Origin of the sequence: Flocculibacter collagenilyticus (genome assembly GCF_016469335.1) — a bacterium.
Lineage (GTDB): Bacteria > Pseudomonadota > Gammaproteobacteria > Enterobacterales > Alteromonadaceae > Flocculibacter > Flocculibacter collagenilyticus.
In genome coordinates this window covers 3,219,664-3,233,935 of sequence record NZ_CP059888.1, presented here as the reverse complement: position 1 = coordinate 3,233,935, position 14,272 = coordinate 3,219,664, and the positions used below count along the sequence as shown (strand labels likewise).

The following is a 14,272-nucleotide window of genomic DNA, read 5'->3' as shown; positions in this document are numbered from 1 at the left end:
TTAAAAAAGAATTATCACTTTTATCAACATGTTTCGCAATTGCTGCCAGAGGAAGACATGAATAATTATAATCATCTTAAAGCGTACTTTTTATCTAAGCCAGAATCGACATTAGACTTTCCGTTCGGAGACGATGTATCGGTGTTTAAAGTTAAGAATAAAATGTTTGGTTTAATTGGCTTTGGCGAAAATGAAATGAGCATGAACTTAAAGTGCGATCCCGATGAAGCTAATGCTTTACGCGATATTTATTCTTCTATTACGCCTGGCTACCATATGAATAAAAAGCATTGGATCACCATCACATTTACTGAAACTCATGAAGATGATAATAAGAACGTGAATTATCAGTGTAATGTCCCAAGCGGCGAAATCTTTCGTTTAATAGATGCGTCATTTATGCTGGTGGTGAACAAAATGCCAAAGAAAGATCAAACTTCTATTCTTACTCATATGTAATAGCCAAATATGTCGGAGATGCCTGCATATTGATAAGGAACCTCGTTATTATACATTGGCAAAATAACGAGGCGTTAATAGAGGTGACAGTGAGCCCTAATCAGGTATTTATGGCGTGGTCTTTGTTACTCAGCTGCGGCAGAGGTGTAAATGCACCAAATTCAGTAACGCCTTTTCGCCAAAAATAGATGGCCACACAACCAGCTACAATTGATAACGCTGCACCAAATTCATCCAGATACCAAACTGATTGCTCATTTCGTATGGTAATTGGCGTAAATACTTTTTGAATAAAAATATTCGCGCTTGCGTGGTAAATAACAGCGGTCCACAAACTGCCCGTTTTTAAGCGAAGATAGGTCATAATAACGCTGTTCGCGAGAATGAAGAGGGTAAAAAAGCATAACTGATAATACAGTGGTGTAACATTGTTACCGTACAGCCCTTTAATAATCAACGGCCAGTGCCAAATAGACCAGATAATGCCACTGATAAGAGCAATACCAGCAAATGACATCAGTTTTGATAGTTCTGAAACTAAAAGACCACGCCATCCGATTTCTTCTCCTAAGATTGAAGGCAAGGACACAACAAAGCTAACACTAGCTACTAAAGCAATATGAAATAGAAAGGTGCTGAAATTGCTCCAATCGTTTAAACGGTATTTTTCTTTTTGATCCAGTAAGAACTCTGTATTGTAAAAATCGCCAAATCCTAGTAGCCAAATGAACAAATACGCTATTAAGGCGATGAAGCAAGGGATTAAGTAGCTCATCCACTGATACTTCCACTCTCCCCAGTGCCAGCCAAGGCTTGCCAAGCTGCGCTTTCGAACGATACAGGTGGCAATGGTTGCGGCCCCCACAGACAACATTAATGGGGTAGCTTGGCCCATGCGATAGATCAGCCAATATCCAAGTAAGTAAAATACGGTTACGAAAAAGAAGAAAGTAGACAGAGTTAATACGGTATCTTTAGACGTTTTCAATACAACCTCCATGGTGCTTAAAGATAATAGATCGACCTTGTCTGGGGCAGCAATGCGCTACCCCAGCTTAAATAGATGAAAGGCTAGTTAATGTAAGCTCTCAGTTGTCCATTTATTATTTGAAAAGTGCATGATTTCATCAGATGAGGTTACGCAAAACCTTGGTACATGAAGTTGATCATTTATTAAGTACTGACACTTGTCAGGCGCTTGCGTTAGATTTTGCCAGCTATTTTTGGCTGTATTGTATGTTTGTATAACATGATTGACTGAGAAGGTATTTTGTTCCAGTCGATATGCATATGCGTTTGACTCATCTTCAAAGTTCACGTCAACAATAGTGTAAGAAGGCGCTTTAACTTCTTTCCACGTTTTGCCTGCATTTTTTGAAATAAACACATCTGAAAATGCTCCCTGCGCATTAATTAAGGTAACTACTCCGTTTTCGGATACATTGAAACTGGAAAAGTCTTGAGGCAATTTCGCATCAAGCCATGTCATATTTTTGATATCTAATACACTAAAAATATTAGGCATCAAGCCAACGTAATAATGCTGGTTAGCTATTGCGGCTTTTGGGAGCGTTTGCGCGTCACCTTTGTGCTGAAAGCTTTTTATAAGCTTCAAACTAGTGCTGTTATTTAGCTTAGAAAGATAAACGGATAAATGAAAATCATGACCAACGAACCACATTTTTTTAGGTGGTGTTTTTTTAGCTGACAGTATCAAAAGCTCATTATTTACACCATCCATGTCGTATATTAATTCGTTTTTAGGCAATTGAAGATATGCTTTCCAGTTAGCTCCAGAATCATTACTTATTAAAATATTATTATCAGCGGTAGCTGCGTATAAATAGCCTTTAAACCAAAGTACCTTAGTTATTTTGCTAACAGTGCCTGTATCAAGCGTTGTCCAAGTTCCGTTTGCAGTTCTTTTTTTAACTTGTCCTAAATCAGCAGAAAAATATAAATTTCCTTTATCGTCTGAACTAGGCGTTTGCGTTTTACTGGGTGGGATTGTTTCGATGATTGAGCTATAAAAAGCGTTAATATCTGACACTTCTGATAACTGCTTTTTTAGTGATCCTTGCTTTAGGCTATCGGTATAGTGCATGCCTAAATCTGCAATAGCTCCAAGGCCAGAGCCAGCTCGTTTAACCTGATTAATATTAGGGATACTTTTTGGCTCCCAGCGATTGACGTTAGTTGTCTTTAAATAAGTTGCGTATTGACTTTGTTTTTCTATTAATAGGTTGGATGACGTTTCAGTGTGCTTTGGTAGCCATACTTCTTTACCGTCTCCAATAGTAAAGTTAATTAACGATCCTAAATTGGTTAACTCGCCAGCTTGAACCTTTAATGTAGGGTATCCAGATAGTTTAATACTTTTGGCACTGACAGGATCTACGTAATAACTCGCACTTTTTAATTCATATTCTCCAGCAGGTAACCATAATCCAGACGTATTGTTTTGACTGTTTTTCTTTAATAAGAAATGTTGTTCACTATTTTCTAATTGCAGTGTTAGGTTGGGGTGGAGTCTCGGAAAGTGAACAAAGATATAGCCATGAGTTGCGGACAAAGTTTGGGGGTTTTGTGGTTTATTTGTTGCCTGGCATCCTGCAAGCAGTAGCAATATGGCAAAAAAGTGTAAATATTTAACCTTCATATTAAACCTAATTTCTTATTTTTGTTAACTTCAAAGAGAATAATGTCAAAAGGTTCATTAAATAACAATCATAAGATGAATGAGAAAAAACCCCTGTTTAATACTCGGTGTCTATACTTGATGAACAAATTACCTAGTGTATGAATAGTTGAGTGCATAACAATAAGGCAAACATAATGAGTAAACCTTACCCTCGAACCTTTTCCCACATTGGTATTTCGGTGCCTAATGTGGAAGCCGCAGTAAAGTTTTATACCGAAGTATTAGGTTGGTATGAAATCATGAAACCGACAGAGATTTTGGAAGATGACAGTCCCATAGGAAAAATGTGTTCAGATGTGTTTGGAGCAAATTGGGAAAAGTTTAAGATTGCCCATTTATCAACGGGTGATCGAATTGGCGTGGAGATTTTTCAATTTAAGAATCAAACGAACCCAGAAGATAATTTTGAATATTGGAAAACAGGCATTTTTCATTTTTGTGTTCAAGATCCAAACCTTGAAGAATTGGTGGAAAAGGTTGTGGCGGCGGGCGGCAAAAAAAGGATGGAGCAGCCGCGTTACTATTATCCGGGTGAAAAGCCGTACCGAATGATTTATATGGAAGACCCTTTCGGAAATATTTTAGAGATATATAGTCATAGCTATGAGTTAACTTATGCGGCGGGTGCTTATTAGTAATCGAATTATCGTGTGCTTTTGGTAAGGGCGCTGGCTTATAACAAGGGGCTTGTAATGAATTTCAAGATGCAGCTATATTCACTAACTGCATCTTTACATGCTTAAAATATTACGTTAGCGTTTAATTAAGCGCTTTTTTTGCCAAGTAACTGGTCAATAATATTGCCCATTTCTACTGGCATTTGGCCTAAAATAGCTTGGTGGTCGTTTGCTAAAATCATGTCTTGTTCAATATAAGAAACAATTTCTGATGTTTCTACATCAATGATGCCACCAAACGCAGTCACACTTCTAACGCCTGGAACTTGAATACCGCCTGACGAGTCAACGTGTAATACGATCACATGCTTAAAGTTGAACGATTTATCTTTTACGACACCTGCACTTTTCAGCGCGTTAGTTAGCTTACCCATTGATTCTGCTAACTCTTCAGCCGAACCGCTTAACTTAAATTCGCCTTTATTTGCTTGACGACGCATGTTTTCACCTAGCGTCCAAGACATATTACCAACCATGCTATACATCTGTTGTGCAGAAATAACAGAAGCGCCATTTTGCGCTACTGCGCCAGCGGTAATTGATAAACCTACTTCTGCCGAGTTACCTGGCACGCCATGTAAAGACACAGGGAAGATAAGTGCAGGGTTGGCTGCTGATACTTGAATAGGGAATTCGTATGCGTCATTTTTCTTAAGTGCAGTAGAGTTACAAGCTGTTAATGTAGTGGCCGCCATAGCTGTTACTAAAAGTGCTTTTAACATGTTTTTCATTTTTTATTCCTTATAGTTTATATAACGCAATCCATGCTTATTGCTCATGCTTAACGCACTGTCTTGCGCGGGAGGCAGGATTATACAAAATTTTAAGCGTATGTAAATCTAATGGTTTGAAAAGTTAAAATTTAGTTTTTTGTTTGAGGGGGATAGTGCTCAGTATATTATGCAGGGTATAGCCTTTGAGTTTAGTGAATATCAGAATTAATGCTGCTTAGCGTATTTAACATGGCACTTGTCACGACATATTGTCATCAAAGTCAGTGATATACGACAGAGCATAGACGGTGATTACCCTCAAGACTCCCTTCTTTTATGGAGACTATTCTGAAATAATATTCATTCAAACAGATACCATTTGTAAAATAGCAAGGAACAATATGCCTAAGCGCAATCGAGCATGGATTCAGTCTTTATATGAGCGAAGCTGGGAAATGGAGTTACTTATTTCTGGTTTCGTACTTGTTTTTCTTCTTCAATCTTTTAACAGCTTTAATTACTTAAGTTCATGGACCAGATATCACATTGCTGATAACGGCAGCATTGCCACTTTTTTAAGTATGTTTGTTGTTGCACTTTTCGTGATGAGTTGTTTTATTTTAACGGCTTTTTTAGTAATGAATTTAGCATTTAGGGCCTATTGGGTAGCGTTGATTGGCTTAATGTCGAGCATAGATAAAAGTCATGGAAGCGTTTCATTTAGCCGTTATCGCAAACAAAATATTCAGCAAGTAGTGCATTTTAGGCAAGCCAGCCAACACATTAATACTGTAGACCACATAGGTAGCCAACTATTTTCAATTGCCTTGGTATTTGTGTTTTATATTTTCAGCGCTACCGCATTATTTTTATGGGTGTCTCTATTTAATGCGGCTTTGGCAAGTTTGACTGAAAATAGTATTGTAAACATGATAACTAGCTGGCTGGAGTGGCTATATTTTGTCGCGATGATTTGGTTTTTGTTCGATATATACAGTGGAGGGGCGATTAGTCGAGGTTGTCACTCCCGACTACAGCCGATTAATTATTATATTTACCGCGTGTTTAGAATGTTATCAGGTTATTTTTTATATGAAAAAGTTGCTTTAAGTGGTCGTCAAGCTGGGTTAACTAAAGCAATTAATATTACTTTGTTGGTGTGCTTGGTCGGCAGTGTTTTTCGTGGAGCACAGGATGAGCGAGGTGAGTACTTTGCATTTACAAATTGGGCATCTAGTAAGGCTGGTGTTCACGGTTTGAAAATAAATTACCTATCTGACTATGTAAAGAAAGGCTACTTGAATGACATTATGTTAGACAAGCGTGTGTACCGTAAATTGCCTGTAAAAGTATTCGTGCCTTTAACTGCAACGTTATTACATCACTTAGACCAAGCGTGTGATATGACAGACAGTAATGAAAAAAACATTGCGTGTTTTAGCCAGTTTATTCAGGTGAGTGTTGATGGTGAGCTTCAATCTTTAACTTGGCACCCTGAAACTAATACCAAATATGCCACTAAAGGGTTGAGTGCTTATATTGATTTGCCTTCGTTAGCGCGGGGTGAGCATCAGTTAATGTTTCGTGTGCCTTATCTTGACCAGCCTCTTACCGCGCCATTTTGGTTCTATCCTTAAGCGAGTATTTACTCGCTTTTTACTGCTCTTTGCATTTATCTCAGAAAATATGTCTACACTATTTCTACCGTTTAGAATTTATCAAGTTAGGCATTAAATGCAGTCTTTACATGTTCATGTTATTCAGCCAGTAAAAAAGAGTGGGTTAGGTCACATAGAAAGCTGGTTAGCACAACAACAAGCAACAGTCAGTGTTACTCGACTTTATAACGGTGAAGCTCCACCTAAACACGCCAACTTTGATTGGTTAATTCTGTTAGGTGGACCTATGAATGTGTATCAAGAAGAGGAATATCCTTGGTTAATATCGGTTAAGCAATTAATTAAACACTCAATCGAGCAGGATAAAATAATTTTTGGTATTTGCTTAGGGGCGCAACTTGCTGCTGTTGTACTTGGGGCTAACGTTACCGAAAACCCTCATGAAGAAGTGGGTTGGTTTGATATAAACTTTAATGAGAGTGCGCAACAACATCCGTTATTCTCACATTTTGGCAAAAAGATAAATGTGCTGCAGTGGCACGGTGATACATTTGCCACTCCAGAAAATGCCATGCACGTTGCTTCATCTGCCGCGTGTTTGAATCAGGGGTTTGTATTCCCTCAACAAGGCAAGCCACAAATTGTAGGGCTGCAATGCCACATGGAATGGACGCCTGATATTATTGACAGTTTGCTGGAAAATTTACCGAGAAATCCCAACTTACCGTTTGTACAAACTGAACAGCAAATGAAACATGGCGATTTTATTACGGCAAAACAAGCACTGTGCAAGTTGCTTGAAAAGCTCTACCAATCTACTTTAAAAGTGTAAGTCCATGCAGCCACAACTTTATATTGCCTATTTCAATCGGTCTTAATAGCTTTTACCTGTTTTTCTATATAAATCCCTAACCTTTTAGCCAGCCTTGTAAGGTTTGCACGGTCGGTGGATAGGCGTTTAGCGGTGACGCTCCAGTTACCTTTTTCGTCATTGAGAATATGGCTGATGAGTTCGCGTTGGTAGTTATCGACTTCCGTTCTTAAGTTTATTTGCTTCGTTCGAGTGGAAAGCAGTGTAGTTTGTAACGGGGTAGTTTGTTGCGTTGTTAACGAATCTTCAGGTAGCTTGGTTGAAGCCGCTGTAGGTGTTAGCTTATCGCAATCAGCAAGGGTAATGCGCACGGGATTAATGCTATGTGGGCGTTGCACTTTAGTGGGTTGCATCGTGCTGTTTGCACCTGCTTTTAACGCCGCTCGATTAATAAAATGCTCTAATTCACGCACATTACCCGGCCAGTCATATTGGGTTAAGTAAGGTAATACATCAGGTGCTAGGGTAAGTTGCGAAAAGCCAAGCTTGCGTTTGATTTTTTCTACAAAAAAACCACAAAGTAGCTCTATATCTCCATGTCGCTCTCGTAATGGTGGAACAGTTATCGGGTAAACATGTAATCGATGAAATAAATCTGCTCTAAAACGGCCAGCTTCTACTTCCTGTTCAAGTTGTCGGTTAGTTGCTGCAATAATGCGCACGTCAACATGGGTTGTTTTATCTTGTCCAACTGCTTGAATTTCATTGCTTTGAATCGCACGCAGCAATTTACTTTGTGCTGTTAACGGTAATTCGCCTACTTCATCTAAAAATAAAGTACTGCCATCGGCAATGACAAACTTACCTAAGCGGGTTGAATCGGCACCAGTAAAGGCACCTTTAACGTGTCCAAATAACTCACTTTCAATTAAGTTATCGGGTAATGCGGCGCAGTTTACGTAAACCATGGGAGTTAGACGTCTTGCTGAATGCTGGTGAATAGCATGAGCAATAAGCTCTTTGCCAGCGCCACTTTCACCTTCAATGAGTACGTTAAAATGTGAGGCCCCCACCAGTGCAATTTCTTGCTTTAATTTTTGCATTGCACTGCTATGGCCAATTAACTCATTCTGCTCAACAACCGCATTGGGCTGACTAAGGGCAGACACCACTTGCTGCGAATGTTGTATATTATTTTCTAATAACTCAAGGGTCATTGCGGTGTGTAAGCTAACCGACGCCATTGCAGCAATCACTTCCAGTGTTCGCTCGGGGATCTCGTCAAATGTGCCGGGCGATAAACTATCTAACGTTAATATGCCTAGCAATTGATGATCAAAGTACAGCGGTAGTCCCATACATGCGTGTACGGGTAAGGCTTCTTCGCTATTAATTAACATGCCATCATAGGGATCCGGTAATGTGCTATCGCTAGTAAAGCGAACGGCGTTGGACGACTGACAAATTTCGGTAAAACGAGGGTGTTCTGCAATAGCAAATCGCCGCCCCAATGTATCTTTGCTCAATCCTTGGCACGCTAGTGGAATAAGGTGATCATCTTTAAATGATAATAATGCAACTGCGTCACAGTTAATGGTTTGGCGTATGGTAGATAATAGACGATCAAAGCGATCGTTTTTGGTTAGGCTTTGAGCCAGCTTTAAAGACAGTTCAATGAGGGTAGTCGCAGTGATCGCATTCATAGTTAAAGTGGTGTTGTGTAAAAGTATCATTGTAGTCAATATGACTTGATTTTGCTATGTGTCGAAATGACTCCTTAATTATGAAAGTGGATTTGGTTTAAGTGTAACTGATTGATAATTATAAGTTTAAATTAATTTTCATTGTTGGTCATAGTTTTGCAATGCAGTAGACAACTTAATCGCGAACAACTATCTACTGGAGTCAATATGTTAACTACTCACGACATAAAAATTGTAAAAAGCACTGTGCCATTACTGGAAGCGGGCGGTGTAGCAATTACGCGTCACTTTTATCAACGCTTGTTTAAACATCACCCAGAATTAAAAAACATTTTTAATATGAGTAATCAGCATACTGATAGCCAGCGAATTGCGCTATTTGAAGCCATATTAGCGTATGCAAAAAATATCGATAACTTGGCCGTGTTAAAACATGCCGTTGAACGAATCGCACAAAAACACACAAGCTTTCATATTCAACCGTTTCATTATCAGTATGTAGGTGATCATTTAATTGAAACATTACGCGAGTTATTGCCTGAGCAATTCACGCCTGAAGTTGAAGCCGCATGGACAAAAGCCTATAGCGCGTTAGCACAAATTTTGATTGGCAGAGAAGAAGAGCTATATACAACTAAGGAAGAGAGTGAGGGAGGCTGGCGTGGCAAACGAGCCTTTAGCTTGGTTGAAAAGAGAGTGGAATCTGAGTTAGTCACCAGTTTTATATTTGAGCCGCTAGATAGACAGCCCGTCATGGATTATCACGTAGGTCAATACATTGGTATTGAGCTAACAACGGAGCAGTTTGAAAATACTGAAATTCGTCAATACTCGTTATCTCAAAAGCCAAATGGTACTAGTTATCGCATTTCAGTCAAACGAGAGCCAAGTACTATTGATGGTAACGCAGCAGGAATGGTATCGAACTATTTGCACGATTACTTAGCCGTGGGCGATATGGTCGACTTGCATGCTCCTGCAGGTGATTTTTATTTTGTTGATCGACAAGCCCCCGTTGTATTGATCTCAGCTGGCGTAGGTATAACGCCAATGCAAGCAATGTTGGAAGCCCTAGCCGAGAAGCAGTATAACCAAGCTGTGCATTTTGTTCATGCTTGTGAAAGGGCTAACCAACATTCATTTGCTGATCGTACACAGTCATTATGCGAGGCGCACAAGTGGCAACACCATGTATGGTATCGGACTGAAAAATTGGCTACACCATTATCATCAACTCACCATGGCTTGATTAACTTTAGTCAGATTGAATTACCGATTGATAACGGAGACTTTTATGTTTGCGGCCCGGTGGCATTTATGCAATATACTAAAAATGCATTGCTTGCATTAGGCGTGGCAAACGAGCGTATTCATTATGAAGTATTTGGCCCGCATGCAACGCTTTGATGTGTTTACTATCAGGGCTTGGTGCGAGTAATTATCAGGCCTAATAATCCAAATATTATCAATGCCCACGTTGCTGGCTCAGGAATCGGGTTACCAGCTTTTATGCTTGCACCGACGGTATCTTGATAGGCACCTTTGATAAATGAAAGTGTGCCTACATCATTTTGATCTTTATAGCTCCAGCTTACTTCTATGTAACCATATTTTCCAGAACGCGTTAAAAATCCAAGGTATTTTGAACTGAATGACTGCCTGAAATGCGGCGTTGTTTTATTAAATATCATTGCGTAGTTGTAAGCATTACGTCCGCCAGAGAAAAAGTGAGTGGCGTCAATGGTGTCGTTATAATTAAGTACGTTAAGTGAGTTGTCAGATCCTGGGATGATCCAAAACTCTCCTTGTGTAAGTTGCACATCGAGTGCAATTTTGCTGCATCCTGGGTCGAGTATTAAACTTTCACCATCAATCACAGCGCCAATATGGCCTGGATGGCAATTAGCGCCAATATGAGTTGTATTACCTTCTTCGCCAAGGGTAATACTACGGTTAATATCAAAATGAATTAGCCCAGCATATGCTAAATTTACATTGCCTGTTAGTAGGATAATTAAGCTGACTATAAGTTTGGGTATACTGCTTAGTTGGGATGTTATTTTCTTATTCATAAGTTCACCTTCCTTCTTATTATCGGTATTGTTAATGTGTCCATAAAATAGGGATTTAATAATGGCGATAAGCATAATTAGTACCATTAATTTAACATGATGATTTTTATTGTTATTTTTTTAATATTAAATATATGATTAACATTATGTAAAAAATGTAGACGGTTTTAATAAATTTAACGGAGAAGCTTAATGAAGTTATTGATGTTGTTTGGCTCTATTTTGGTTTCAGCGTGCGCATCAACTACAAGTTCAACGGTAGCGCAGTCTGAATATATTCCACCTGCTAAAAGGCAGTTAGTCGATCCTGACTTTAAAAATGGTAAATTGTATATGAAGCGTGAAGATTGGTTTCATAATTTTAAGGTTGGTGCAATTCCTGACTTTTGTTCAAACCCAAATGCGGGGTTTTTAGCGAGTTATCAGGGAATCCCGAGTGATTGCGAAAAAACAGTTGAGCAATATATGGATTATTGCGTAGACAAGGTAATTAATAAAAAGCTACCGCAAGTATTTACCAGTGTGCCGCAAGCTACCATTGCTGGTGAAAATGTTGGTTTATGCACTTTTTCTGCTTATCGCGCATCGTTAAAAAAAGCGAACAGCTAGCAACTCAAACAAGTAAGAGCTACTTTCACTCATGCGGTAAAGTAGCGCCTTCTAACACCGAATATTTATTTAGTGTAAAATTTTTGTATCGATTGTCAGTTTTTTTTACTTACCCCAATGTTACTTCAAATATATTCTTTTATATCAAATGTATAGGTGATGGCTTATTACTTGCTTTATATCAAGTTGAAAAGATTAGAAATATAAAGCTCGCGCTTATTTTTAACTAAATGGTAGCGAGCATTTGCTAGTGGCGTTGTAGGGCGCTGATGTGCAGAGCGCTAGCAGTAAGTGAAATGTAACTAGCACAAATACTAACTGTTGTACTTGATTGATGAGAAGGACGTCGATTATGAAAATACTAATACGTGTATTGGGTGTTGCTGTTGCGCTGTTAGGCACACTCCAAACTTTTGCCACAGAAATATATTTTACTGGAACACAATCTCCCGCGATTTGGAAGGGGGACGCCGATGGGGCGATGCCTATGAGCATGCTGTATTTAGGCAGCGACGCTTCAAGTGGACCAAGCGGACCAATTGGTATTGCCGAAGCAAATGGTGAGTTATTTTGGGGAACAGGTAATAACGAGGAAGTACGGAAAGGCAAAGCTGATGGCTCTGGTACGCCTGTAGTGTTGGCAAATAGTGGACCTACGCCGCCAAATTCACCATTTGATGTAGATGAACGTCATGATGTGGCAATTGATATTGCCAATAACCGTTATTTTTTTACCGATGCCGAAGATGGCATATACATGGCCGCGATGGATGGTTCTGGCGTGCCAATGTTGGTTACTAATGATGTGTTTTCTAAAATTACCTCTATCACTTACGACAGCGCCAGCGACTTTATTTATTACAGTGATATTGGCGGCGAAGTAAATAGAGTTAAGCCTGATGGTTCTGCAAAAGAAACGCTACACTCTGGCTTAAACGGCATTCGTGATATCACTATCGACTTTAGCAATGGTGCCATTTATTTTGTAAACAACGATATTGTTGGCCGATTAAATTTAGATGGCACTGGCGTGAGCACGACTCTTTATGACCCTTTTAACTTTGTAAGAAGCATTGATATCGATGTAACGACCAACGAGTTATTTTGGATTACATTTGACGGTCCGGGTTCGACAACAAACGATAGCGTGCAAAAAGCCAGCGCAGATGGGTTAGGTACAATTAATACGCTTTATAGCGGAAGTTTTGGCGGCTTAAGAGGTATTGCGGTACAGCGACCAGCTGTTGTCGTTTCAGAGCCGAGCATCATCATGTTGATGATATTAAGCATACTAGGATTACTTAATAGACGCAGTTATAAACAGAGAATCTTGTAGCTGGAAAGTTTAAGCAAGGTCTGAGTGTATTTTGCATAGAGCACGACATTTATGTTGATGCTCTTGTTTCATTTTGTTGGGGCTAACTTTTGTACAATTGTGGTGCGACCAGCAACGAAATTTATCGCAAAATTGCAGATAGCACTTGAGAATTAATCCTATTTATCGTCAAATACTCCAATTAACAAGAAAGAGAAATCACAGTGTTAATACCTCAAGAAATTATTCGTACAATTAGAGACAAAAAACCGCTATTAGAGGCGGATATTCAAGCTTTTGTTGGTGGTATTACCGACAACTCCGTAAGCGATGCGCAAATCGCAGCATTCACAATGGCGACCTTTTTAAACGGTATGAGCGATGATGAAATCGTATACCTAACTAATGCCATGAAAAATTCAGGTAAAGTATTAAGTTGGCCAGAGTTAGACGGCTACGTGGTAGATAAGCATTCTACTGGTGGCGTTGGTGACTTAGTAAGCTTAGTGCTTGGTCCATTGGTCGCTGCGGCAGACGTTTATGTGCCTATGATTGCAGGAAAAGGGTTAGGTCACACAGGTGGCACTATCGACAAACTGCATTCAATTCCAGGATACAATACATACCCTGACGAAGCTGAATTTAGAAAAGTAGTTAAAGATTTAGGTATTGCGATCATCGGTCAAACTAGCGAGTTCGCTCCTGCTGACCGTCGTGTTTACAGCGTTCGTGATATTAGTGCAACGGTAGAATCCATTCCTTTGGTTACTGCTTCAATTCTTTCTAAGAAGTTAGCAGAAGGATTAGACGGCTTAGTCATGGATGTAAAAGTGGGCAGTGGTGCAATCATGCCGACTTTTGATCAATCTAAGGCGTTAGCGCAATCAATTGCTAGAGTGGCGAACTTAGCGGGCGTTAATACGCGCGTATTACTTACTGATATGAGTCAGCCATTGTCTAACAGTGCGGGTAACGCGCTAGAAATGATTGAAACGATTAAAATATTAACGGGTAAATCGACAGATACTCGTTTAATTGAGCTTATTTTACAACAAGCCGCTAGTATGATTTCAATTGCTAAAGATATGTCTTTAGATGATGCTTATACCTTATCTACAGAGTTATTAAGTTCAGGCAAAGCTGCCGAGAAGTTCGCAAAAATGGTAGCGAGCATGGGTGGCCCAGCTGACTTATTAGAGCATTACACTAGCATCTTTGCACCGGCACCTATTATTAAGCCAGTACTGGCAACGCACACAGGTATTGTACAAGCAATTGATGCGCGTGAAGTAGGCATGTCTGTGGTTGCATTAGGTGGTGGTCGTCGTCACCCTGAAGATGCACTAGATTACCGTGTTGGTATTACTGAAATGTTACCAGTTGGCACAAAAGTAGAAGCAGGCCAACCAATCGCGATGGTGCACGCTAACAGTGAAGAAAGCTTAATTGTTGCGTCGCAGCGCTTAGTTGGCTCTTACCAAGTGGGTGATAGTGCACTGGCGGAGATCCCGTTAATTCTAGAAAGCTTCTAAGCAAACCGTTACTTTTTGCATATATTAATGCATGCCTAATAGCCGCTTTTATTCAAAGCGG

13 protein-coding genes are annotated in these 14,272 nt (G+C 39.6%); 8 read left to right on the top strand and 5 right to left on the bottom strand.

The genetic code is table 11. The annotated features are described in order from the left end of the window. Positions 1-57 precede the first annotated feature (57 nt). Positions 58-459, top strand: a complete 402-nt coding sequence (locus HUU81_RS14360; RefSeq protein WP_199609612.1) for an MmcQ/YjbR family DNA-binding protein — start codon at positions 58-60, stop codon at positions 457-459. Between the two features lie 100 nt (positions 460-559). Here HUU81_RS14360 and HUU81_RS14355 read toward each other — a convergent pair whose 3' ends face one another. Together HUU81_RS14355 and HUU81_RS14350 are read right to left on the bottom strand one after the other, a co-directional pair. Next, complete coding sequence (locus HUU81_RS14355; RefSeq protein ID WP_199609611.1) at positions 560-1,447, bottom strand: CPBP family intramembrane glutamic endopeptidase; 888 nt, start codon at positions 1,445-1,447, stop codon at positions 560-562. 87 nt (positions 1,448-1,534) lie between these two features. Then, a complete protein-coding gene (locus HUU81_RS14350; protein ID WP_199609610.1) occupies positions 1,535-3,118 on the bottom strand; it encodes a beta propeller repeat protein in 1,584 nt (527 codons plus the stop codon). 176 nt (positions 3,119-3,294) lie between these two features. On the opposite strand from HUU81_RS14350, the gene HUU81_RS14345 reads away from it, so the two are divergent. Further along, the gene (locus tag HUU81_RS14345; RefSeq protein WP_199609609.1) at positions 3,295-3,795 is read left to right on the top strand and encodes a lactoylglutathione lyase family protein; all 501 of its coding nucleotides are present in this window, start codon (positions 3,295-3,297) and stop codon (positions 3,793-3,795) included. Between the two features lie 128 nt (positions 3,796-3,923). Here the strand turns inward: HUU81_RS14345 and HUU81_RS14340 are convergent, their stop codons facing one another. Next, the gene (locus tag HUU81_RS14340; protein WP_199609608.1) at positions 3,924-4,568 is read right to left on the bottom strand and encodes a hypothetical protein; all 645 of its coding nucleotides are present in this window, start codon (positions 4,566-4,568) and stop codon (positions 3,924-3,926) included. Between the two features lie 383 nt (positions 4,569-4,951). Between HUU81_RS14340 and HUU81_RS14335 the strand changes: the two genes are divergently transcribed. Both HUU81_RS14335 and HUU81_RS14330 read left to right on the top strand, forming a co-directional pair. Beyond that, on the top strand, positions 4,952-6,187 hold the full coding sequence (locus HUU81_RS14335; RefSeq protein ID WP_199609607.1) for a hypothetical protein: 1,236 nt from the start codon (positions 4,952-4,954) through the stop codon (positions 6,185-6,187). Between the two features lie 97 nt (positions 6,188-6,284). Then, positions 6,285-7,001: a type 1 glutamine amidotransferase gene (locus HUU81_RS14330; protein ID WP_199609606.1), complete on the top strand. Its 717-nt coding sequence runs from the start codon at positions 6,285-6,287 to the stop codon at positions 6,999-7,001. A 32-nt stretch (positions 7,002-7,033) separates the two neighbouring features. Here HUU81_RS14330 and norR read toward each other — a convergent pair whose 3' ends face one another. Beyond that, positions 7,034-8,713 (bottom strand): nitric oxide reductase transcriptional regulator NorR, encoded by a 1,680-nt coding sequence (norR, locus tag HUU81_RS14325; RefSeq protein WP_233520516.1) that lies wholly within the window; start codon positions 8,711-8,713, stop codon positions 7,034-7,036. 177 nt (positions 8,714-8,890) lie between these two features. Between norR and hmpA the strand changes: the two genes are divergently transcribed. Further along, a complete protein-coding gene (gene hmpA / locus HUU81_RS14320; protein ID WP_199609605.1) occupies positions 8,891-10,090 on the top strand; it encodes an NO-inducible flavohemoprotein in 1,200 nt (399 codons plus the stop codon). Positions 10,091-10,101: 11 nt separating this feature from the next. Here hmpA and HUU81_RS14315 read toward each other — a convergent pair whose 3' ends face one another. Continuing rightward, positions 10,102-10,755, bottom strand: a complete 654-nt coding sequence (locus tag HUU81_RS14315) for a PEP-CTERM sorting domain-containing protein (protein WP_199609604.1) — start codon at positions 10,753-10,755, stop codon at positions 10,102-10,104. Between the two features lie 192 nt (positions 10,756-10,947). On the opposite strand from HUU81_RS14315, the gene HUU81_RS14310 reads away from it, so the two are divergent. The 3 genes from HUU81_RS14310 to deoA all read left to right on the top strand — a co-directional run bounded on the left by HUU81_RS14310 (position 10,948) and on the right by deoA (position 14,211). Continuing rightward, a complete protein-coding gene (locus tag HUU81_RS14310) occupies positions 10,948-11,364 on the top strand; it encodes a hypothetical protein (RefSeq protein WP_199609603.1) in 417 nt (138 codons plus the stop codon). A gap of 352 nt (positions 11,365-11,716) precedes the next feature. Next, positions 11,717-12,700 (top strand): hypothetical protein, encoded by a 984-nt coding sequence (locus HUU81_RS14305; protein ID WP_199609602.1) that lies wholly within the window; start codon positions 11,717-11,719, stop codon positions 12,698-12,700. A gap of 203 nt (positions 12,701-12,903) precedes the next feature. Further along, on the top strand, positions 12,904-14,211 hold the full coding sequence (gene deoA / locus HUU81_RS14300) for a thymidine phosphorylase (RefSeq protein WP_199609601.1): 1,308 nt from the start codon (positions 12,904-12,906) through the stop codon (positions 14,209-14,211). The last annotated feature ends 61 nt before the right edge of the window (positions 14,212-14,272 follow it).